Annotated in this window: 15 protein-coding genes; 8 read left to right on the forward strand and 7 right to left on the reverse strand. The window is 55.4% G+C overall.

From position 1 onward, the window contains the following. Positions 1-19 precede the first annotated feature (19 nt). From gldA to ptsP, 3 genes are read right to left on the reverse strand one after another with little or no spacing between them, the layout of a single operon-like run. Complete coding sequence (gldA, locus tag OGX93_RS00490; RefSeq protein WP_012133847.1) at positions 20-1,123, reverse strand: bifunctional L-1,2-propanediol dehydrogenase/glycerol dehydrogenase; 1,104 nt, start codon at positions 1,121-1,123, stop codon at positions 20-22. A gap of 12 nt (positions 1,124-1,135) precedes the next feature. Next, positions 1,136-1,798, reverse strand: a complete 663-nt coding sequence (gene fsa, locus OGX93_RS00495; protein ID WP_286448801.1) for a fructose-6-phosphate aldolase — start codon at positions 1,796-1,798, stop codon at positions 1,136-1,138. 11 nt (positions 1,799-1,809) lie between these two features. Continuing rightward, on the reverse strand, positions 1,810-4,311 hold the full coding sequence (ptsP, locus tag OGX93_RS00500; RefSeq protein WP_286448803.1) for a phosphoenolpyruvate--protein phosphotransferase: 2,502 nt from the start codon (positions 4,309-4,311) through the stop codon (positions 1,810-1,812). Between the two features lie 308 nt (positions 4,312-4,619). Between ptsP and OGX93_RS00505 the strand changes: the two genes are divergently transcribed. The 5 genes from OGX93_RS00505 (at position 4,620) to OGX93_RS00525 (ending at position 9,646) form a co-directional block, all read left to right on the forward strand. Beyond that, the gene (locus OGX93_RS00505) at positions 4,620-5,699 is read left to right on the forward strand and encodes a PTS fructose transporter subunit EIIC (RefSeq protein WP_012133843.1); all 1,080 of its coding nucleotides are present in this window, start codon (positions 4,620-4,622) and stop codon (positions 5,697-5,699) included. A 14-nt stretch (positions 5,700-5,713) separates the two neighbouring features. Beyond that, positions 5,714-6,034 (forward strand): PTS fructose-like transporter subunit IIB, encoded by a 321-nt coding sequence (locus OGX93_RS00510; RefSeq protein ID WP_024130658.1) that lies wholly within the window; start codon positions 5,714-5,716, stop codon positions 6,032-6,034. Between the two features lie 112 nt (positions 6,035-6,146). Beyond that, complete coding sequence (locus OGX93_RS00515; RefSeq protein ID WP_286448805.1) at positions 6,147-8,444, forward strand: formate C-acetyltransferase; 2,298 nt, start codon at positions 6,147-6,149, stop codon at positions 8,442-8,444. Further along, positions 8,410-9,288, forward strand: coding sequence for a [formate-C-acetyltransferase]-activating enzyme (locus OGX93_RS00520; protein WP_286448807.1), 879 nt, complete (start codon positions 8,410-8,412; stop codon positions 9,286-9,288). The genes OGX93_RS00515 and OGX93_RS00520 overlap by 35 nt, the downstream gene beginning before the upstream one ends. Before the next feature lies 1 nt (position 9,289). Then, positions 9,290-9,646 carry a PTS fructose-like transporter subunit IIB gene (locus OGX93_RS00525; protein WP_153257999.1) on the forward strand — a complete coding sequence of 119 codons (357 nt, stop codon included), beginning with the start codon at positions 9,290-9,292 and terminating at the stop codon, positions 9,644-9,646. Here the strand turns inward: OGX93_RS00525 and OGX93_RS00530 are convergent. The 4 genes from OGX93_RS00530 to argE all read right to left on the reverse strand — a co-directional run bounded on the left by OGX93_RS00530 (position 9,633) and on the right by argE (position 16,674). After that, positions 9,633-10,493: an AraC family transcriptional regulator gene (locus tag OGX93_RS00530; protein ID WP_012133838.1), complete on the reverse strand. Its 861-nt coding sequence runs from the start codon at positions 10,491-10,493 to the stop codon at positions 9,633-9,635. The genes OGX93_RS00525 and OGX93_RS00530 overlap by 14 nt on opposite strands. A 138-nt stretch (positions 10,494-10,631) precedes the next feature. Next, entirely contained in the window at positions 10,632-12,365 is a 1,734-nt protein-coding gene (locus OGX93_RS00535) for a phosphoethanolamine transferase CptA (RefSeq protein ID WP_058668391.1), read from the reverse strand. Positions 12,366-12,583: 218 nt separating this feature from the next. After that, positions 12,584-15,235 carry a phosphoenolpyruvate carboxylase gene (gene ppc / locus OGX93_RS00540; protein ID WP_071259486.1) on the reverse strand — a complete coding sequence of 884 codons (2,652 nt, stop codon included), beginning with the start codon at positions 15,233-15,235 and terminating at the stop codon, positions 12,584-12,586. A 287-nt stretch (positions 15,236-15,522) separates the two neighbouring features. Next, positions 15,523-16,674: an acetylornithine deacetylase gene (gene argE / locus OGX93_RS00545; RefSeq protein ID WP_286448809.1), complete on the reverse strand. Its 1,152-nt coding sequence runs from the start codon at positions 16,672-16,674 to the stop codon at positions 15,523-15,525. A gap of 154 nt (positions 16,675-16,828) precedes the next feature. Here argE and argC point away from each other — a divergent pair, with 154 nt between their 5' ends. The 3 genes from argC to argH all read left to right on the forward strand — a co-directional run bounded on the left by argC (position 16,829) and on the right by argH (position 20,107). After that, positions 16,829-17,833: an N-acetyl-gamma-glutamyl-phosphate reductase gene (gene argC / locus OGX93_RS00550; RefSeq protein ID WP_012133834.1), complete on the forward strand. Its 1,005-nt coding sequence runs from the start codon at positions 16,829-16,831 to the stop codon at positions 17,831-17,833. Positions 17,834-17,840: 7 nt separating this feature from the next. Continuing rightward, positions 17,841-18,617, forward strand: a complete 777-nt coding sequence (gene argB / locus OGX93_RS00555; RefSeq protein WP_012133833.1) for an acetylglutamate kinase — start codon at positions 17,841-17,843, stop codon at positions 18,615-18,617. Positions 18,618-18,733: 116 nt separating this feature from the next. Continuing rightward, positions 18,734-20,107 carry an argininosuccinate lyase gene (gene argH, locus OGX93_RS00560; protein WP_134769894.1) on the forward strand — a complete coding sequence of 458 codons (1,374 nt, stop codon included), beginning with the start codon at positions 18,734-18,736 and terminating at the stop codon, positions 20,105-20,107. The last annotated feature ends 141 nt before the right edge of the window (positions 20,108-20,248 follow it).

Raw genomic sequence — 20,248 nt, forward strand, 5'->3', positions numbered from 1 at the left:
TTTTTGTCTCTCCTGACCGTTATTCCCACTCTTGCAGGAAACGCTGACCATACTGGTCGGCAACCAGCAGGGCGGCGTAAACCTGATCCGGCGTGGCGCCGCCAGGCATGTTGTGAATGGTTTCGCCTTCCGCGCAGGAGGCTTCCGCCACCGTGCGCATCTTCGCCGGAATGTCCTGCTTAATATCCAGTTGCGCCAGCGTGATCGGCAGGCCAACGGAATGGCACAACGCCGCAGCGGTTTCGATCTCTTCAACCGGCGCGTTTTCCAGTACCAGTTGCGTCAGCGTGCCGAACGCCACTTTCTCACCGTGATAGTAGTGATGCGCGTCTGGAATCGCCGTCAGGCCGTTATGTATGGCATGCGCCGCCGCCAGACCGCCGCTTTCAAAACCGACGCCGCTCAGGTAAGTGTTGGCTTCAATCACGCGTTCCAGCGCCGGCGTGACGACATGCTGCTCAGCCGCCAGCATGGCCTTTTCACCCTCTTCGATCAGCGTGTTATAGCACAACTCCGCCAGCGCGAGCGCCGCCTGTGTGCACTTGCCGCCCGCCATCGTGGTCGCGCCGCTGCGTGAACAGGCGCGCGCTTCAAACCAGGTCGCCAGCGCATCGCCGATACCGGCAGCCAGCAGACGTGCGGGCGCGCCCGCGACAATTTTGGTATCAACAATCACCATATTCGGGTTACGCGGCAGCATCAGATAGCGTTCAAACTCGCCTGCATCGGTGTAGATCACGGAAAGCGCGCTACAGGGGGCATCGGTAGAGGCGATGGTCGGCGCGATAGCGACCGGGACATCCATAAAGTGGGCCAGCGCTTTCGCGGTATCCAGCGTTTTGCCGCCGCCGATGCCGAGAACGGCGCCGCACTGCGCTTTATCTGCGACGATACGCAGACGATCGATTTCATTTTGCGAACATTCGCCGCCAAATGGCGCGATTTCCAGAGCCAGTCCGGCATCCTGGAAGCTTTTCTCCAGCGCGGATTGGGCAAAATTTAAGACAAACTTGTCTCCGACCACCAGCCAGCGTTCGGCCAGGGGTTTGAGATATTCTCCAAGACGTGTGATGACATCTGCACCCTGGATGTATTTACCAGGAGATTGAATAATGTGATCCATACTTTATTTCCCTCACAGGTTGATGTGGCCAAATGCGTTATTCCAGTCTTGCTCAAACTTCCCTATAGCTGACTCTACCGCAGGGGTATTGAGCATTTGTTGAGCTACATCTAAAGGAAGGGTGATTGCTTCGCATCCTGCGAGTAAGCAATCCAGCGCCTGACGCGGCGTTTTAAAGCTGGCGGCCAGTACCATGCTGCCCGGCGCATGCATCTCCAGCAAGGTTTGCAGTTCCTGCACCATACGGATGCCGTCGCCGCCCTGGGCATCAACCCGATTGACATACGGGGCGACGTATTTTGCGCCTGCCAGCGCCGCCAGCAAGCCCTGCGCTGCGCTGTAGACAGCCGTCCCCAGCGTCGTAATACCTTCTTTTTTGAGCTGTTTGATCGCCGCCAGACCTTCGGCAGTGACCGGAATCTTCACCACAATACCGGGAATGGCATTGCTCAGGCGTTTGGCTTCTTCCACCATTCCTTGCGCATCGCGGCTCATCGTCTGGGCAAATAGCGTTCCCTCTTCGCCGATGGCTTTTTGCAGGCAAGGCAGTACATCCCAGATGGATTCTTTACTCGCCGCCACAATGCTTGGGTTGGTAGTGACGCCAGCAACAGGGAAGATGCGCGCCAGACGTTCGACTTCCGCGACGTTCGCGGTATCCAGATAGAGTTCCATTTTGCTCCCTCTTAGAGTTCAAGTTCATGTTGCAACAGGCTGGCAATTGCCTCGGCAGATGCGGCGTTGACCAGCGCGTTGCGGAATTCTTCGTGCATAATGCGGCGGGCCAGGCGTGAGAAAATGCGCATATGCTGGTCGCCTGCGGCGTGTTTGTTGAGTGTCAGCATGATGATGAACTGCGCATCGTCATCGCCCCAGCGTACCGGCGCTTTCAGACGCGCTACGCTGATGGTGGACTGCTCAATGTGTTCAGATTTGCTGTGTGGAATGGCGAAGCTAAACCCTAACCCGGTGGAGAACACGGCTTCACGCGCCCACAGGTCGGCCTCCAGCTTGCGCGGGTAGCGACAGCGGCTTGCCAGCAGCAGGTTGTCGGTCATCCCCTTGATCACCTCTTCTTTGCTGCGCCAGTCGCTATCAAGCGTGATGCACTGGGCGGTGACCAGCGGTGCGTCCTGTTGGGACATGCGGAATTGCGCCAGCAGATGTTCCACTTCCAGCGAGGTGCGACAGGCCATCGCCTGATTCAGCAACTGGCGGCAGGCACGACTGTCGAGCTGCGCCATCCGCGCTTTAGCGGCAGGAATTGACGGGGCGCTCATGCTGATCTCGTCCAGCCCCAGACCGACCAGCAGCGGCAACACTGACCCTTTCGCGCCGAGTTCGCCGCACAGGCCAATCCATTTCCCCTGACGATGTACCGCCTGTACGGCGAAATCCAGCGCGCGCAGGAAGGCCGGATTCAGGCTGTTGTAGTGACGGGTGACTTTGGCGTTGTCGCGATCGACCGCCAGCAGATATTGCGTCAGGTCATTGCTGCCAATACTGAAGAAATCAATCTCTTCACAGCACTGGTCGATGATGAACATCACCGATGGCACTTCCAGCATGATGCCGAGGGGGATCTTCTCATCAAACGGGACGTGCTCGTTGCGTAACTGCTGTTTAGCCTCCGCCAGCTTCTCTTTGACCCACAGGATCTCTTCCATTGAGGAGATCATCGGGATCATGATTTTCAGGCTGCCGTGTGCGGAAGCGCGGAGGATCGATCGCAGCTGCGTGGTAAACAGCGTGGCGTACTCTTCATAAATACGTACGGCGCGATAGCCGAGGAACGGGTTGGCTTCCGCAGGAATGTTCAGATAATCAACGGGCTTGTCACCGCCGATATCCATCGTGCGCACAATAATGCTACGGCCCTGTGCGGACTCCAGCGCCTGGCAAAAAATGTTGTACAGCTCGTTCTCGCAAGGTGCGCTGGTTCTGTCCATATACAGCATTTCTGTACGGAACAGACCAACCGCTTCCGCGCCGTTGCCGAATGCCGCTTGCGCTTCGACGGAGTGCGCAATGTTGGCGGCCACTTCCATACGGATACCGTCGGCAGTGCGCGCTTGTTGGGTCAGCCAGATACGCTGTTGCTCGCGTAAAGCGTCCTGCACACGGGCTTCCTGTTGGTAGTAACGGGTGACGGGTTCATCTGGCGCAACGACAATCGCACCGGCGTTGCCGTCGATATAGACCGTCTGGTGCAGCCACGGCGTTAGCGCCTCAATATCCACGCCAACCAGCGTGGGAATGTTGAATGAGCGGGCAAGAATAACCGTGTGCGAAGTCGTACCGCCGCTTTTTAACAACAAGCCTTTGAGGAACGTTTTGTCCAGTTCGAGGAACTGGCTTGGGGTGAGTTCATCGGCCATACAGACGGTGGGTTGGGTCAGTTTGCCTGGCGCCGGGAAGCGTTGTTCGCCATAAATTTGTTGCAGGAGCTGGAAGCAGACGTCGCGTACGTCCAGCGCGCGTTCCTGTAAATAGCGGCTGCTGGAACGGGCAAACTCATCACAAAAGTGTCCGGCGCTTTCGACTATCGCCTGCGCACAGCTTAAACCGCGCGCAACGCCTGCCAGCAAATGTTGGCGCAGGGAGGTGTCGCCAGCCAGCGAACGGTGGGCTTCCAGAATAGCGCTGGTGGCGCCGTCGCTGTCGAGCTGGCGGAACGCAATATTCTTTATCAGCAGCGTTAAGCCGTTATCCAGCGCAGATTGCTCGGTCTCTATATCACTGGCAGCAGGGAGTTCGCCGAGCGTATTGAGATCCAGCGAGGAGAGCTGCGTCAGAACGCCGCCCGCGCTGCCGGCGCAGACGGCGCGGGCGCGAAAAAACAGCGGGTTCAGGTTTGTCAGCGACGTCGGAAGCGGCTCCAGCTCACTGTTTTTGATCTCCGCCAGAGGCGCATCGCAAAGGGGGAATTCATCGCGCAGCCATTGGCTCAGGCGCTGGTGGGCATCCTGTTCGTCCGTACCCGAAATCAATAACTGACAGGCGTCGCCTGCCAGCGTGTCGGTGCCAATCAGCGCCAGCGCGCTTTTGGCGTTGCCTTTACGGTCGGTGCGCAGGTTATGCCACTCAATGTGTGAGGTAAAGGTATTGCACAGCGTCTCAACGTGGCTTGCCGGGCGGGCGTGTACGCCATTGGGCAGCTCACAGGTAAATTCCACAATCAGGGCCATTGCCTTTCTCCCATAACGATTTTCTGGCTACAGGATAAAAGGGCGTTGCCGCATAGTGCCATGTGACAAAACTGCCAAACACTGGACAAATGTAACATACACGTCAAATTGCGAGACACTTCACAAGTAGGAGTGCGGCATCTTATTTCTGAGGTTTGATAAGTTATGAGGCGGATCGCATTTTTGTACTGATATTACAAAAATCCAGTAAATGGCCTTTTTATCCACTGTCTGCGCCGCGTTGGATTGCCTATTGTTTGCCACAACAACGTTATGGATAGGGGCCTGAAGCGGCCCGGGAGCGACTTATGAAAGAGTTGGTGCAGATCCTGAAAAACACCCGTCAACATCTGATGACCGGTGTTTCGCATATGATCCCCTTCGTCGTAGCCGGTGGGATCTTGCTGGCGGTTTCCGTCATGCTGTATGGCAAAGGCGCTGTTCCCGATGCCGCGACCGATCCTAATCTCAAGAAGCTTTTTGATATTGGCGTCGCAGGGCTGACGCTGATGGTGCCTTTTCTCGCCGCCTATATTGGCTACTCCATTGCTGAACGTTCCGCGCTGGCGCCTTGCGCGATCGGCGCCTGGGTGGGCAACAGCTTTGGCGCCGGGTTCTTTGGCGCGCTCATCGCCGGGATTATCGGCGGTATCGTCGTGCATTATCTGAAGAAAATCCCGGTGCATAAGGTATTGCGCTCGGTGATGCCTATCTTCGTTATCCCTATCGTCGGCACCTTCATTACCGCAGGCATCATGATGTGGGGGCTGGGCGAACCGGTTGGCGCGTTAACCACCAGCCTGACCCAATGGCTGCAAGGAATGCAGCAGGGCAGCATCGTGCTGCTGGCGGTCATCATGGGGCTGATGCTGGCCTTCGATATGGGCGGCCCGATTAACAAAGTGGCCTACGCCTTCATGCTGATTTGCGTGGCGCAGGGTGTATACAGCGTGGTGGCGATTGCTGCGGTGGGTATCTGCGTTCCGCCGCTGGGTCTGGGCCTGGCAACGCTGGTTGGTCGTAAGAACTTCTCTTCTGAAGAACGTGAAGCCGGTAAAGCCGCGCTGGTAATGGGCTGCGTTGGGGTCACGGAAGGTGCGATTCCCTTCGCCGCCGCCGATCCGCTACGCGTGATCCCATCCATTATGGTTGGCTCTGCCTGTGGTGCGGTAACGGCTGCGCTGTTTGGCGCGCAGTGTTATGCCGGCTGGGGCGGGCTGATTGTTCTGCCGGTTGTGGAAGGCAAGCTGGGTTATATCGCGGCAGTCGCTGTCGGGGCGGTAGTGACGGCAATCTGCGTTAACGTGCTGAAAAGTCTGGCGCGTAAGAAAGTGTCTCAGGTTGATGAGAAAGAAGACGACCTGGATTTAGAGTTTGAGATGAATTAAGTGAGGAATGAGCCATGACGAAGATTATCGCAGTAACAGCATGTCCTTCTGGTGTCGCACACACCTATATGGCGGCCGAAGCGCTGGAAAGCGCGGCCAAAGCGAAAGGCTGGGAAGTCAAAGTCGAGACCCAGGGCTCGATTGGTCTGGAAAACGAACTGACTGCGGCGGATGTAGCGGATGCGGATATGGTGATTCTGACCAAAGATATAGGCATCAAGTTTGAGGAACGCTTTGCGGGTAAAACCATTGTCCGCGTCAACATCAGCGATGCGGTAAAACGCGCCGATGCCATTATGAACAAAATTGACGCGCATCTTTCGCAAATTGCTTAACGTTAGAATGCCCGATGGCGCAAGCTTATCGGGCCTACGATGTTAATCCCCGTAGGCCCGATAAGGCGCTCACGCCGCCATCCGGCAACAAGCTTGCCTACAGGAGTTCCTCATGACGAATCGTACCCAGCGCCTTAAAGCCGCACTTTTCCAGAATAACCGTGAAATTTCGCTTGAGCGCGCGCAGCTGTATACCGCCAGCTATCAGCAGACAGAGGGAGAGCCGGTCATATTGCGCCGCGCTAAAGCGACGGCGTATATCCTTGAGCATGTTGAAATTTCGATTCGTGATGAGGAGTTGATTGCCGGGAACCGCACGGTGAAACCGCGGGCGGGGATTATGTCGCCGGAAATGGATCCGTACTGGTTACTTAACGAGTTAGAACAGTTCCCGACGCGTCCGCAGGACCGTTTTGACATCAGCGAGGACGATAAGCGCCTCTACCGCGAGGTGCTGTTCCCGTACTGGGAAAAACGGTCGATGAAGGATTTCATCAACGGTCAGATGACCGATGACGTGAAAGCCGCCGTCAGCACGCAGATTTTTAGCGTTAACCAGACGGATAAAGGGCAGGGGCACATTATTATTGATTACCCGCGGCTGTTGAATCACGGTCTGGGTGAACTGGTGGCGCAAGTGCGGCAACACTGCCAGCAGCAGCCGGACAATCACTTTTACCAGGCGGCGTTGCTGCTGCTGGAGGCTTCGCAAGGCCACATTCTGCGTTACGCGATGCTGGCGGAGAAAATGGCGGAAAGCTGCCTGGATGCGCGTCGGCGTCAGGAGTTGCTCACCATTGCCGCGAACTCCCGACATAACATGCAGTACAAGCCGCAAACCTTCTGGCAAGCGTGCCAGCTGTTCTGGTACATGAACATCATTCTGCAATATGAGTCTAACGCCAGCTCGCTCTCGCTGGGGCGTTTTGACCAGTATATGCTGCCGTTTTATCAGGCATCGCTGAGCCAGGGCGAAGACCCGGCATTTTTAAAAGAACTCCTCGAATCGCTGTGGGTAAAATGTAACGACATCGTGCTGTTACGTTCGACCAGCAGCGCACGCTATTTCGCCGGATTCCCGACCGGTTACACCGCATTGCTTGGGGGATTGACGGAGAACGGACGCAGTGCGGTGAACGTGCTCTCTTTTCTCTGTCTTGACGCGTACCAGAATGTGCAGTTGCCGCAGCCGAACCTTGGCGTGCGTACCAATGCGCTGATTGACACGCCCTTCCTGATGAAAACAGCGGAGACGATTCGCCTCGGCACCGGTATTCCGCAGATCTTTAATGATGAAGTGGTTGTGCCTGCGTTCCTGAACCGGGGTGTTTCGCTGGAGGACGCCCGTGATTACGCGGTAGTGGGGTGTGTGGAGCTGTCGATTCCGGGCAGAACCTACGGCCTGCATGACATCGCCATGTTCAACCTGCTGAAAGTGATGGAAATCAGCCTGTATGAGAATGAAGGAAACCACGCGCTGACGTACGAAGATCTGTTGGCGTATATTCGCGCCAAAATCAGCCATTACATTACGCTGATGGTGGAAGGCAGTAATATTTGCGATATCGGCCACCGTGACTGGGCGCCGGTACCGCTGCTTTCCTCGTTTATCAGCGACTGCCTGGATAAAGGCCGTGATATTACCGATGGCGGCGCGCGTTATAACTTCTCTGGCGTACAGGGGATTGGCATTGCTAATCTGAGCGACTCCCTGCACGCGTTAAAAGGGCTGGTATTTGATCAGCAACGTTTACGTTTCGATGAGCTGCTGGCGGTGTTAAAGGCGAACTTTGCGACGCCGGAAGGTGAGCGAATTCGTGCCCGGCTGATTAACCGCTTCGAGAAATACGGTAATGATATTGATGATGTGGATAACATCAGCGCTGAACTGCTGCGCCATTACTGTAAAGAGGTGGAGAAATATCAGAACCCGCGCGGTGGGCAATTTACACCGGGTTCATACACTGTCTCCGCGCATGTGCCGCTGGGTTCGGTGGTGGGGGCGACGCCGGATGGCCGTTTTGCCGGGGAACAGCTGGCAGACGGCGGGTTGTCGCCAATGCTCGGCCAGGATATGCAGGGGCCGACGGCGGTGCTGAAATCAGTAAGTAAACTGGATAACACGCTGCTTTCTAACGGTACGCTGCTCAACGTGAAGTTTACGCCCGCGACGCTGGAAGGTGAGGCCGGCTTGCGCAAACTGGCGGATTTTCTGCGCGCCTTTACCCAGCTTAAGCTACAGCATATTCAGTTTAACGTGTTGAATGCGGATACATTGCGTGAAGCGCAATTGCGCCCGCAGGATTTCGCCGGGCTGGTGGTGCGCGTGGCGGGTTACAGTGCCTTCTTTGTCGAGCTGTCGAAGGAGATCCAGGATGACATCATTCGCCGCACCGCGCATCAGCTGTAAGAATCTGGAAACGAGCTCTGATGATGTCGCACGTATTTTCAACATTCAGCGTTATTCGTTGAATGACGGGCAGGGAATCCGTACGGTGGTCTTTTTTAAAGGCTGCCCGCATACCTGTCCGTGGTGCGCCAATCCAGAATCTATTTCTCCACGCATCGAAACGGTGCGGCGGGAGAGTAAATGTCTGCACTGCTCGCCCTGCTTGCGTGATGCGGATGAGTGTCCTTCCGGGGCATTTGAACGTATCGGGCGCGATATTACGCTGGATGAACTGGAACGCGAGGTGATGAAAGACGAACTCTTTTTTCGCACCTCCGGCGGCGGCGTCACGCTTTCTGGCGGTGAAGTATTAATGCAGGCGGCGTTTGCTACACGGTTTTTGCAACGTCTGCGACGTTTCGGCATTTCCTGCGCGATTGAAACCGCAGGCGATGCGCCTGCCAGTCGGTTGCTACCGCTGGCTAAAGCGTGTGATGAAGTGCTGTTTGATTTAAAGATTATGGAGCCGCGCCGGGCGCATGAGGTGGTCAAAATGAATTTACCACGCGTGCTGGATAACCTGCGTTTACTGGTAAACGAGGGGATTACGGTCATCCCCCGTTTGCCGTTGATTCCGGGCTACACGCTCAACGTTGAGAATATGCAGCGAGCGTTAGCAGTGTTGCTATCGTCAGGGATTAATCAGGTGCACCTGCTACCGTTTCATCAGTATGGTGAAGCGAAATACCGTCTGCTTGGGCAGCCGTGGGCAATGAAAGATGTGCCTGTACCCTCGCCGCAAGAGGTGGCGGAAATGCAGGCGTTGGCAGAGCGAGCCGGGTTTCTGGTCACTGTGGGAGGTTAATATGACAGTCTCAACTGCACGCTATCTGGTTGCCGTTACCGCCTGCGTCAGCGGCGTGGCGCATACCTATATGGCTGCCGAACGCCTGGAGAAGCTCTGCCAGCAGGAAAAATGGAACATTAAAATTGAAACCCAGGGGGCGCTGGGCACGGAAAATCGCTTAACGGAGGAGGATATCAACCGGGCAGATGTTGTGTTGCTGATTACGGATATTGAACTGGCGGGCGCGGAGCGTTTTGTTCAGAGTCGGTATGTTCAGTCAGGAATTAACGCCTTTCTTCGCGAACCTCAGCGGGTGATGAGCGCCGTGCGTAAACTGCTCACTGCGCCGCAGCATACGCATCTTATTCTGGAGTAGCCTTCTTTTCCGTCAACTGGCTGTGGTACTGCCGACGATATTCTGACGGCGAACGCTCCGTATTTTTACGAAACAGGCGGCAGAAATAGTTGCTGTCGACAAATCCACAGGTGTGAGCCACTTCTTTGACTTTCAGATCGTAACCCTTCAGCAGCGTTTTCGCGTGTTCCAGCCGTGTGTGATTCAGATATTCGTTAAAGCCGATAGCGCCTGTTTTTTGAAACAGATGAGAAAGGTAGTTTGGCGAAATATAAAACGCCTGCGCCACCGATTCGCGGGTGAGCGGGGAAGCGTAACGCTCATCGATATAGTTGCGAATCGCTTCAAAAAGCGCCTGACTCCGTGACGCCGTCTGGATTTGGCTGCCCAGCAGATCGCGGCAGTGGCTCAACAGGCTGGCGACAATTAATCGGGCCGTCTGCTGTTCCTGCGGCTGCATCTGCATTTCATTGAGCGTTTGCAGCAGGAAGGAGCCAATACGTGGGCCTCGACGTGCGACATGCTGCTTCGCAAGATTCTGATATTGTTTGCCGTCCCAGTGAACAACGCTGAAACCTAATTGCTGCTTGCCGAACAGGATGCTGAGCGTGGTGACGGGCGTTTGCCACTGCGGGAAGTTCCAGCTGCCTGCCGGAACATACAGAACGTCGCCAGCGATGAGCGTCACGGGCGCGGCCGGGATGCCTGTATCGGTGAACTCCCCCTCCAGCACCATCTCCAGACGTGGAAAATCAACCTGATACGCCAGTTCGGGCGCCGTACCGCTGGTATTGGCGAAAAAAACCTGCCGCAGCGCCATAGGGCCGTTAATTAGACGGGAGAGAAGGTGGCTGACGTCATGGTACATGTTGATCCCTTGCAGAGCGCAGACAGAGGAGACAGTAACGTTGAACGTAAACCGCCTCAAGCGATAATTGCCGGATGGCGGTACACGGGTTATGCATTTTGTAGGCCGGATAAGCGTCAGCGCCATCCGGCGATGCCGTTACTGATTTCCGACATGATCCCCGTAAGGCAGGGTATCGTAATCAATCAACGCGTTTTTCTTATACGGGTTGCCAATCCAGCGCGTGATCGCCTTAAACTGCGGGCTGGTGATGGAGCGCGTCGGGTCGAACCCGTCGTAGGTCAGCCCCGCTAAGTCGGACCAGGTATGGATAAGTTCAGAGCTGCTGTACTTGCGATCAACATACGCAGAGAGATCGCGCGGGTGTGCGGCCTGCCACTTTTCTGACGTCCATAACAGGAACGGCACCGTATACATATGACGCGTAGGGTTGTCTTCGTTACGTCCCTGCGTTTTGTGCGGCGGCGTGTCATACACTTCTTCACCGTGATCGGAGAAGTAGAGCAGAAAACCGTTCGGGTCAGTCGCTTTATAGTCCTTAATCAGGCTGGCGACGACATGGTCGTTATACAGATTCGCGTTATCGTAATCGTTATAAATATCCTGTTCGTCTTCGCTCACGCCCGCAGGGATATGATCGGTTTGACCGTCAAATTTTCCCTGATTCTCCGGGTAGCGGAATTTGTATTTGATATGTGTTCCCAGCAGGTGAACGATAATAAATTTCTTCGGTGCCGGGTCGGCCATCACGTCTTTAAAGGGCGCCAGAACGTTGGTGTCATATTCCCGCGCGCTTTGAGTACGCTGCTGATTCATATAAAACTGCTTGTCGGTCTGTTTCGAGAATACGGTCAGCATCGTATTACGCGCGGTCATCGTCTGCTGATTGGTGATCCAGAACGTCTTATAACCTGCCTGTTTCATCATGTTCATCAGCGACGGTTTCGTCAGATACAAGTCCGGGTTCTTTTCATTGGCGAAGGTCAGCGCCTGTTGCAGAATTTCAATCGTGTATGGCCGGGAGGTGACGACGTTATTGAATACGGTCAGACCCGGATCGCTTTTATGCAACGCGTCCAGCTCTGGCGTGGTTTCACGCGGATAACCGTACAGACTCATGCGACCACGCTGGGTTGACTCGCCGATAACCAGCACTAACGTACGCGGCGCATCACCGGAGTTATCTTTAAAATTCGTTAACGGAGGCAGCGCGTTGTTCTCGTTAAGCAGACTATTCAGCGACGTGAGTTGCTGATTATATTGATAATAGCCATTGATAAACTGCCACGGCGCAGCGGGTTCCATACGCGAGGCGAGGCCGCCTAATGTCTGCTCAAACGGCTTATGTTTGATAAACGTCCCGACGGCGATCGGATGCAGAATAAGGCCGTATAACAATACAAAGGAGACTAACCAGCGCCACGGCGCGGGAATATATATTGGCTTTAAACGCGTCCACAGCAGGATTGCCACGGCGGTATAGGCCAGGGCGATAAGGATAATCTTCAGACTGAAATACTGGCTCAAGTACTCGCTGGCTTCGTTCGCGTTTGTTTCAAACATGACATACAGAACGCTTTGCGAGAATTCCTGCCCGTAAATGACATAATAACTGAGCGCCGCCAGCGAAGAGGCCCAGAGTACAACGCCAATAACGGCGGCAATCGCGCGGGTATGACGGGGAAATAAAAATACCGGGATCAGCCAGAGCGAACTGAAAAGCAGTGAGTCACGCAGCCCGTTGGTGCCGCTATAGCCGCTGATGCAAATAACGGCCTGAAGTAATGTAGAGAAGAACCAAAAATAGAGTAACGCCCAGCCAAGGGCTTTCCAGCTAAACGAAGGTTTAGCAGATGTGTGTGTGAAGAACATATATGAAGCCTGTTTTTATTCGAGTCGCCAACGTAGCGACAAATCATTAAGAGAACCTTAAGTATGGCGATGCCAGTGACCTATTCTTGTTGATGGCGTATTCAGCAGAGTGAACAAAACGCAGGCAGGAATATATTGAAAAACAGGCGATTATTACAGAAATATTTCAAAGCCCTCTCGCCCGGGCGGGCGAGAGGGGATATGACGATGCGTGTGGGTTAGCCGGTATTACGCATCCCCGCAGCCACGCCCGCAATCGTGACCATCAGCGCCTGTTCGACGCGCGGGTCTGGATCTTTGCCTTGCTCTTCTGCAAGACGGGAACGGTGTAAAAGTTCCGCCTGCAACACGTTCAGCGGGTCGGTATACACATTCCTTAACTGGATAGACTCGGCAATCCACGGCAGGTCGGCCATCAGATGGGAATCGTTGGCAATCGCCAGCACCACTTTGATGTCCTCTGCCAGCAGGTTGCGTAACTCTTCACCCAGTGGCCACAGCGCTTTTTTGACCAGGCGTTGATCGTAGTATTCCGCCAGCCACAGGTCGGCTTTAGAGAACACCATCTCCAGCATGCCGAGGCGCGTGGAGAAGAACGGCCAGTCGCGGCACATGGCTTCCAGTTCGCTTTGCTTGCCATCTTCAACGACTTTTTGCAGCGCGGTGCCCGCACCCAGCCAGGCCGGGAGCATCAGGCGGTTTTGCGTCCAGGCGAAGATCCAGGGAATGGCGCGCAGGGATTCAACCCCGCCTGTCGGGCGACGTTTTGCCGGGCGCGAACCGAGCGGCAATTTGCCCAGTTCCTGTTCTGGCGTTGCGGAACGGAAGTACGGGACGAAGTCTTTATTCTCGCGGACATAGCCGCGATACAGGTCGCAGGAGATCACGGACAGCTCGTCCATGATATGACGCCACGAATTTTTCGGCTCCGGCGGCGGCAGCAGGTTGGCTTCCAGAATCGCGCCGGTGTACAGAGACAGGCTGCTGATGGTGACTTCAGGCAGGCCGTACTTAAAGCGGATCATCTCACCCTGTTCGGTCACGCGCAGGCCGCCTTTCAGGCTGCCCGGCGGTTGGGAAAGCAGTGCCGCATGAGCAGGCGCGCCGCCACGGCCAATGGAACCGCCGCGACCGTGGAACAGCGTCAGTTCAATTCCGGCTTTTTCACAGGTTTTGATCAGCGCGTCCTGAGCCTGATACTGCGCCCAGGAGGCGGCCATTACGCCTGCGTCTTTCGCCGAGTCAGAGTAGCCAATCATGACCATCTGTTTGCCCTGAATAAAGCCGCGATACCAGTCGATATTCAGCAACTGGGTCATTACCGCGTCGGCGTTGTTCAGGTCGTCCAGCGTTTCGAACAGCGGCGCAACCGGCATGGCAAAGCTAATCCCGGCTTCTTTCAACAACAGATGCACGGCCAGCACGTCGGACGGCGTTTTCGCCATAGAGATAACGTAAGCGGCGATGGAACCCAGCGGCGCTTCGGCAATCACTTTACAGGTCTCAAGCACTTCGCGGGTGTCGTCGCTCGGTTCCCACTGACGAGGCAGCAGCGGACGCTTGGAGTTGAGTTCGCGGATCAGGAAAGCCTGTTTATCGGCTTCGGACCAGCTTTCATAATCGCCGATGCCCAGATAACGCGTCAGCTCGCCCAGCGCTTCGGTATGGCGGGTGCTCTCCTGGCGAATATCAATGCGCACCAGCGGCACGCCAAAGCATTTCACCCGGCGCAGGGTATCAAGCAGTTCGCCATTGGCGATGATGCCCATGCCGCACGCTTGCAGAGACTGATAACAGGCGTACAGCGGCTCCCACAACTGCTCGTTTTGCGTCAGCAGGCCAGCGGGTTTCGGCAGTTTCTCGCCTTTCAGACGCGCTTCCAGCCAGGCTTGCGTTGCCATCAGGCGGGAACGCAGGCTTTTCATCAGGTAGCGGTAAGGTTCTGATGCGCCTTCTTCGCCGACCAGCGCCAGCAGTTCCGGCGTGGCGTCGACCATCGACAGCTCAGAAATCAGAACCTGAATATCTTTCAGGAACAGATCGGTGGCTTTCCAGCGGCTCAACAGGAGAACGTGGCGGGTGACATCAGCCGTTACGTTCGGGTTGCCGTCACGGTCGCCGCCCATCCAGGAGGTGAAACGCACCGGAACAAAATCCACCGGCAGTTTGTAGCCCAGATGCTCTTCCAGTTGTTCGTTCAACTCACGTAGATAATTTGGCACCCCTTCCCACAGGCTGTTTTCAACCACCGCAAAGCCCCATTTGGCTTCGTCGACCGGACTTGGGCGGTTTTTACGGATTTCATCCGTATGCCAGGACTGGGCGATCAGCTGGCGCAGACGGCGCATGAGCTGATTACGTTCGTAATCCGCGATCTCTTTGTTATCGAGCTGCTTCAGACAGGCGTTGACTTCGCCCATTTTGTGAATCAGCGTGCGGCGAGTGATCTCGGTAGGGTGTGCGGTCAGTACCAGTTCCAGAGATAACGACTCCACCGCGTTTTTGATGGTGGCTTCGTCGAGATTGGGTTGATCTTTCAGTTTACGCAGGGTGCGGGCAATCACTTCCGGGTTGCTGGCAGCTTCGCCCTGCGGCGAAATGCTGTGGTACTGCTCGGCGGTATTGGCCAGGTTCAGGAACTGACTAAACGCACGGGCAACAGGCAGCAGCTCGTCGTTGGACAGATTCTGTAGCGTGGTGAGCAACTCCTGGCGATTCGCTTCATTGCCAGCGCGAGATGATTTAGACAGCTTACGGATTGTTTCTACGCGATCAAGAATGTTCTCTCCCAGCGCATCCTTGATGGTTTCTCCCAGCACTTTGCCGAGCATACTGACATTACTACGCAACGCGGAATATTGTTCGTTCATATGATCCCAGACACCCCATCTGTTTTGAATATGTCCTGTATCTTTCGCGTCACAGCGGCGTTGGCTGCAACGTGAAATCTTTCGGACTTTAATTTTTTACATCACTTCTTATCTTTATAAAGCCACGTAAAACACCTGACGTCAATTGCTGCGAAATCGGTTCAGCAAACGAATAAATGACGGGAATTTACGTAATTTAATTCACATCGAATCAAATAAGCGTTGCTTATGGAAATGTTAATAAATCACCTCACTTACCACTAAAGGGTTAGCGAGGTGATAAGCAGTTAATGCCAGCAGAAATGATGGACAACCTGCGTAATCAGATCGCGGGTTGGCTTGATAAAACGCGTTTCCAGATATTCATCCGGCTGGTGCGCCTGATTAATCGAACCCGGGCCAAGCACCAGCGTTGGGCACAAGGTCTGGATAAACGGCGCTTCGGTGCAGTAGTTCACCACTTCGGTTTGCGCGCCCAGCAGTTTCTCGACCACTTCCACCAGTTGGTGGTCAGGCGGACATTCGTAGCCGGGAATCGGCGGATGCAGTTCGGACACCGTCAGACGGCCCGGCCAGCGTTCGCTCACGGGCGCCAGCGCATCGTTGAGCAATCCGTTGAGATCGTTCAGCGTCATGCCCGGCAGCGGGCGAATATCCATATGCAACTCGCAACAGGCGCAGATACGGTTCGCGGCGTCGCCACCGTGAATGTGGCCCAGGTTTAATGTCGGATAGGGAACGGTAAACGCCGCGTAGTGATAACGTTCTTTCAGGTCATCGCGCAGCTGCATGATGCGGCCAATGGCGTCGTGCATCAGCTCAATGGCGTTAACCCCGCGCGCTGGATCGCTGGAGTGGCCCGATTGCCCCAGAATGCGGATGGCGTTTGAAATATGGCCTTTGTGCGCGCGCACCGGTTGCAGGGACGTTGGTTCACCGATGATCGCGCAGTCCGGGCGCAGGGCGGTGGTTTCAGCGAAATAGCGCGCGCCCGCCATGCTGGTCTCTTCATCGGCGGTAGCCAGAATATACAGCGGTTTTTTCAGCGTCGTCACATCCACGTCACGCAGGGCATCGAGGATAAAAGCAAAGAAGCCTTTCATGTCCGCCGTACCCAGCCCGTAGAGCTTGTTATTGTGCTCGGTCAGCGTGAACGGATCGCGCGTCCAGCGTCCGTCGTCAAAGGGAACGGTATCGGTATGGCCCGCCAGCAACAAACCGCCAGCACCCTGTCCGGTGCTTGCCAGCATATTGAATTTATTGCGCGTACCGGGGACTGCCTGGACCTCAACCTTGAAGCCCAGATCTTTAAACCAGTCTGCCAGCAGAGTGATTAAAGACGCATTACTTTGATCGAGCGCTTCTTCGGTAGCGCTAATCGACGGTGTGGCAATCAGAGCGCGGTAAATCTCGATAAATGGCGGTAAAGTGTTTTTCATTGTTGACACACCTCGGGTCATGATAGTATCAATATTCATGCATTATTTGTGAATAAAAATACATTAACGTTGAGCGTAAGAAAACCCACCAACTGTAAGGTGAAGTTGTTACGGCTTAACCAGGCAACCAGACATAAGAAGGTGAACAGCCCCGATGTTGAATACGCTGATTGTGGGTGCCAGCGGTTACGCTGGCGCAGAGCTTGTGACCTATGTAAATCGTCATCCTGATATGACCATAACCGCTTTAACCGTCTCAGCGCAAAGCAATGATGCAGGAAAGCTAATCTCTGATTTACATCCGCAGTTAAAAGGCATTGTCGATCTGCCATTGCAGCCAATGTCTGATATTAGCGAGTTCAGCGGCGGGGTGGATGTGGTGTTTCTCGCCACCGCGCATGAAGTGAGCCACGACCTGGCCCCGCAGTTCCTGAATGCGGGCTGTGTTGTGTTTGATCTCTCCGGTGCGTTCCGGGTTAATGATAGCGCCTTCTACGAAAAATATTATGGCTTTACCCATCAGCACCCTGAGCTGCTGGAACAGGCGGTGTATGGCCTGGCGGAGTGGAGCGCGGACAAGCTAAAAGAAGCGAATCTGATTGCGGTGCCGGGATGCTATCCGACGGCGGCGCAATTGTCGTTAAAACCGCTGATTGACGCAGGCCTGCTGGATCTCAACCAGTGGCCGGTCATTAACGCAACCAGCGGCGTGAGCGGCGCCGGGCGTAAGGCGGCGCTTTCGAACAGTTTCTGTGAAGTCAGCCTGCAACCGTATGGCGTCTTTACCCATCGTCATCAGCCGGAAATCGCCACCCATCTGGGGGCTGAGGTTATTTTCACGCCGCATCTGGGGAACTTCCCGCGCGGGATTCTGGAAACGATCACCTGCCGCCTGAAAGCTGGCGTTACCCATACTCAGGTGGCGCAGGCGTTGCAGCAGGCGTATGGCGACAAGCCGCTGGTGCGGCTATATGACAAGGGCGTTCCGGCGCTGAAGAATGTGGTCGGGCTGCCGTTCTGCGATATTGGCTTTGCCGTTCAGGGCGAGCACCTGATCGTGGTGGCGACCGAAGATAACCTGTTGAAAGGCGCAGCGGCGCAGGCTGTGCAGTGCGCAAATATTCGTTTCGGCTTTGCTGAAACGCAGTCTCTTATTTAAGGGTGCAATGATGAATCCATTAATTATCAAGCTGGGCGGCGTATTACTGGATAGCGAAGAGGCGCTGGAGCGTCTGTTTACCGCGCTGGTCAATTACCGCGAGTCGCATCAGCGTCCGCTGATTATCGTGCACGGCGGCGGCTGTGTTGTGGATGAGCTGATGAAACAGTTAAATTTGCCGGTGAAAAAGAAAAATGGCCTGCGCGTGACGCCCGCCGATCAGATTGACATCATCACCGGCGCGCTGGCGGGAACCGCCAATAAAACCTTGCTGGCGTGGGCGAAAAAACACCATATCGCGTCCGTTGGCCTGTATCTCGGCGACGGCGATAGCGTAAAAGTGACCCAACTCGATGAAGAGCTGGGCCACGTTGGACTGGCGCAGCCAGGTTCGCCTAAGCTGATTAACACGCTGCTGGAAGGCGGCTTCTTGCCGGTGGTCAGTTCCATTGGCGTGACCGAAGAAGGGCAACTGATGAACGTCAATGCCGATCAGGCGGCGACGGCGCTGGCGGCAACGCTGGGGGCGGATCTGATCCTGCTTTCTGATGTAAGCGGTATTCTGGATGGCAAAGGTCAGCGTATTGCCGAGATGACGGCGGCCAAAGCGGAACAGCTGATCGATCAGGGCATCATTACCGACGGCATGATTGTGAAGGTGAACGCGGCGCTGGACGCCGCCCGCACGCTGGGGCGCCCGGTGGATATCGCCTCCTGGCGTCATGCCGAGCAGCTTCCGGCGTTGTTTAACGGTACGCCGATCGGTACGCGTATTCTGGCTTAAACTATTTTGTGCCCGATGGCGGCCACGCCTTATCGGGCCTGGGTGAACCGAACCTGTAGGCCGGATAAGCTAAGCGCCATCTGGCATTGAAATTCAAGATATTAAGGAAGCATGTTATGGCACTTTGGGGTGGGCGTTTTACACAGGCAGCGGATCAACGGTTCAAACAGTTTAATGACTCATTGCGCTTTGATTACCGCCTGGCCGAGCAGGATATCGTCGGCTCTGTGGCCTGGTCCAAAGCTCTGGTCACGGTTGGGGTGTTGACTGCGGATGAGCAACTGCAACTGGAAGAGGCGCTGAGCGCGCTGCTGGAAGAGGTTCGGGTGAATCCGCAGCAGATTCTGGAAAGCGACGCGGAAGATATTCACAGCTGGGTGGAAGGTAAACTGATCGATAAAGTCGGCCAGTTGGGTAAAAAGCTGCACACCGGGCGCAGTCGTAACGACCAGGTTGCGACCGACCTGAAGCTATGGTGCAAAGATACGGTCACCGAGCTGCTGTCTGCTAACCGTCAGTTACAAAGCGCGCTGGTAGAGACGGCGCAGAATAATCAGGATGCCGTCATGCCGGGGTACACCCATCTGCAACGCGCGCAGCCGGTGACGTTTGCCCACTGGTGCCTGGCGTATGTGGAAATGCTGGCGCGTGATGAGAGCCGCTTGCAGGATGCGCTCAAGCGCCTGGACGTCAGCCCGTTAGGCTGCGGCGCGCTGGCGGGTACGGCGTATGAAATCGACCGTGAACAGCTGGCAGGCTGGCTGGGCTTTGCCTCGGCGACGCGTAACAGTCTGGACAGCGTGTCCGATCGTGACCATGTGCTGGAACTGCTGTCCGACGCGTCTATCGGCATGGTTCACCTGTCGCGCTTTGCGGAAGATCTGATTTTCTTTAATACCGGTGAAGCGGGCTTTGTGGAACTCTCCGATCGCGTGACGTCGGGTTCATCGCTGATGCCGCAGAAGAAAAACCCGGATGCGCTGGAACTGATCCGTGGCAAGTGCGGTCGTGTGCAGGGGGCATTAACGGCGATGATGATGACGCTGAAAGGCCTGCCGCTGGCGTACAACAAAGACATGCAGGAAGACAAAGAAGGGCTGTTTGATGCGCTCGACACCTGGCTGGACTGCCTGCACATGGCGGCGCTGGTGCTGGATGGCATTCAGGTAAAACGTCCGCGCTGCCAGGAAGCGGCGCAGCAGGGCTATGCGAATGCGACTGAGCTGGCGGATTATCTGGTTGCCAAAGGCGTGCCGTTCCGTGAAGCGCACCATATTGTGGGCGAAACGGTGGTGGAAGCGATTCGACAGAGAAAACCGCTGGAAGATCTGTCGCTGGCTGACCTGCAAAAATTTAGCGCTGTGATTGGCGATGATGTGTATCCGATTCTGTCGCTGCAATCATGCCTGGATAAACGTGCGGCGAAAGGCGGTGTTTCACCGCAGCAGGTTGCGCAGGCGATCGACTACGCGAAGGCGCGTCTGGCGTAACTGGCGTTGTGCCGGATGACGCCTTACCCGGCCTACAAAAAATTGTGAACCGTCGCCATCCGGCAACAGTCATCAGAGCCTGGCATCACGTCGGGCTTATTTTATTTATGCAAAAAAAAGCGGACCATAGGGTCCGCAAAA

Origin of the sequence: Citrobacter sp. CK195, from assembly GCF_030333365.1 — a bacterium.
Lineage (GTDB): Bacteria > Pseudomonadota > Gammaproteobacteria > Enterobacterales > Enterobacteriaceae > Citrobacter_B > Citrobacter_B koseri.

Excerpts from the sequence above, each read along its gene's own strand:
- gldA (WP_012133847.1), bottom strand. The coding sequence starts at position 1,123 with ATGGATCACATTATTCAATCTCCTGGTAAATACATCCAGGGTGCAGAT.
- fsa (WP_286448801.1), bottom strand. The coding sequence starts at position 1,798 with ATGGAACTCTATCTGGATACCGCGAACGTCGCGGAAGTCGAACGTCTG.
- ptsP (WP_286448803.1), bottom strand. The coding sequence starts at position 4,311 with ATGGCCCTGATTGTGGAATTTACCTGTGAGCTGCCCAATGGCGTACAC.
- OGX93_RS00505 (WP_012133843.1), top strand. The coding sequence starts at position 4,620 with ATGAAAGAGTTGGTGCAGATCCTGAAAAACACCCGTCAACATCTGATG.
- OGX93_RS00510 (WP_024130658.1), top strand. The coding sequence starts at position 5,714 with ATGACGAAGATTATCGCAGTAACAGCATGTCCTTCTGGTGTCGCACAC.
- OGX93_RS00515 (WP_286448805.1), top strand. The coding sequence starts at position 6,147 with ATGACGAATCGTACCCAGCGCCTTAAAGCCGCACTTTTCCAGAATAAC.
- OGX93_RS00520 (WP_286448807.1), top strand. The coding sequence starts at position 8,410 with ATGACATCATTCGCCGCACCGCGCATCAGCTGTAAGAATCTGGAAACG.
- OGX93_RS00525 (WP_153257999.1), top strand. The coding sequence starts at position 9,290 with ATGACAGTCTCAACTGCACGCTATCTGGTTGCCGTTACCGCCTGCGTC.
- OGX93_RS00530 (WP_012133838.1), bottom strand. The coding sequence starts at position 10,493 with ATGTACCATGACGTCAGCCACCTTCTCTCCCGTCTAATTAACGGCCCT.
- OGX93_RS00535 (WP_058668391.1), bottom strand. The coding sequence starts at position 12,365 with ATGTTCTTCACACACACATCTGCTAAACCTTCGTTTAGCTGGAAAGCC.
- ppc (WP_071259486.1), bottom strand. The coding sequence starts at position 15,235 with ATGAACGAACAATATTCCGCGTTGCGTAGTAATGTCAGTATGCTCGGC.
- argE (WP_286448809.1), bottom strand. The coding sequence starts at position 16,674 with ATGAAAAACACTTTACCGCCATTTATCGAGATTTACCGCGCTCTGATT.
- argC (WP_012133834.1), top strand. The coding sequence starts at position 16,829 with ATGTTGAATACGCTGATTGTGGGTGCCAGCGGTTACGCTGGCGCAGAG.
- argB (WP_012133833.1), top strand. The coding sequence starts at position 17,841 with ATGATGAATCCATTAATTATCAAGCTGGGCGGCGTATTACTGGATAGC.
- argH (WP_134769894.1), top strand. The coding sequence starts at position 18,734 with ATGGCACTTTGGGGTGGGCGTTTTACACAGGCAGCGGATCAACGGTTC.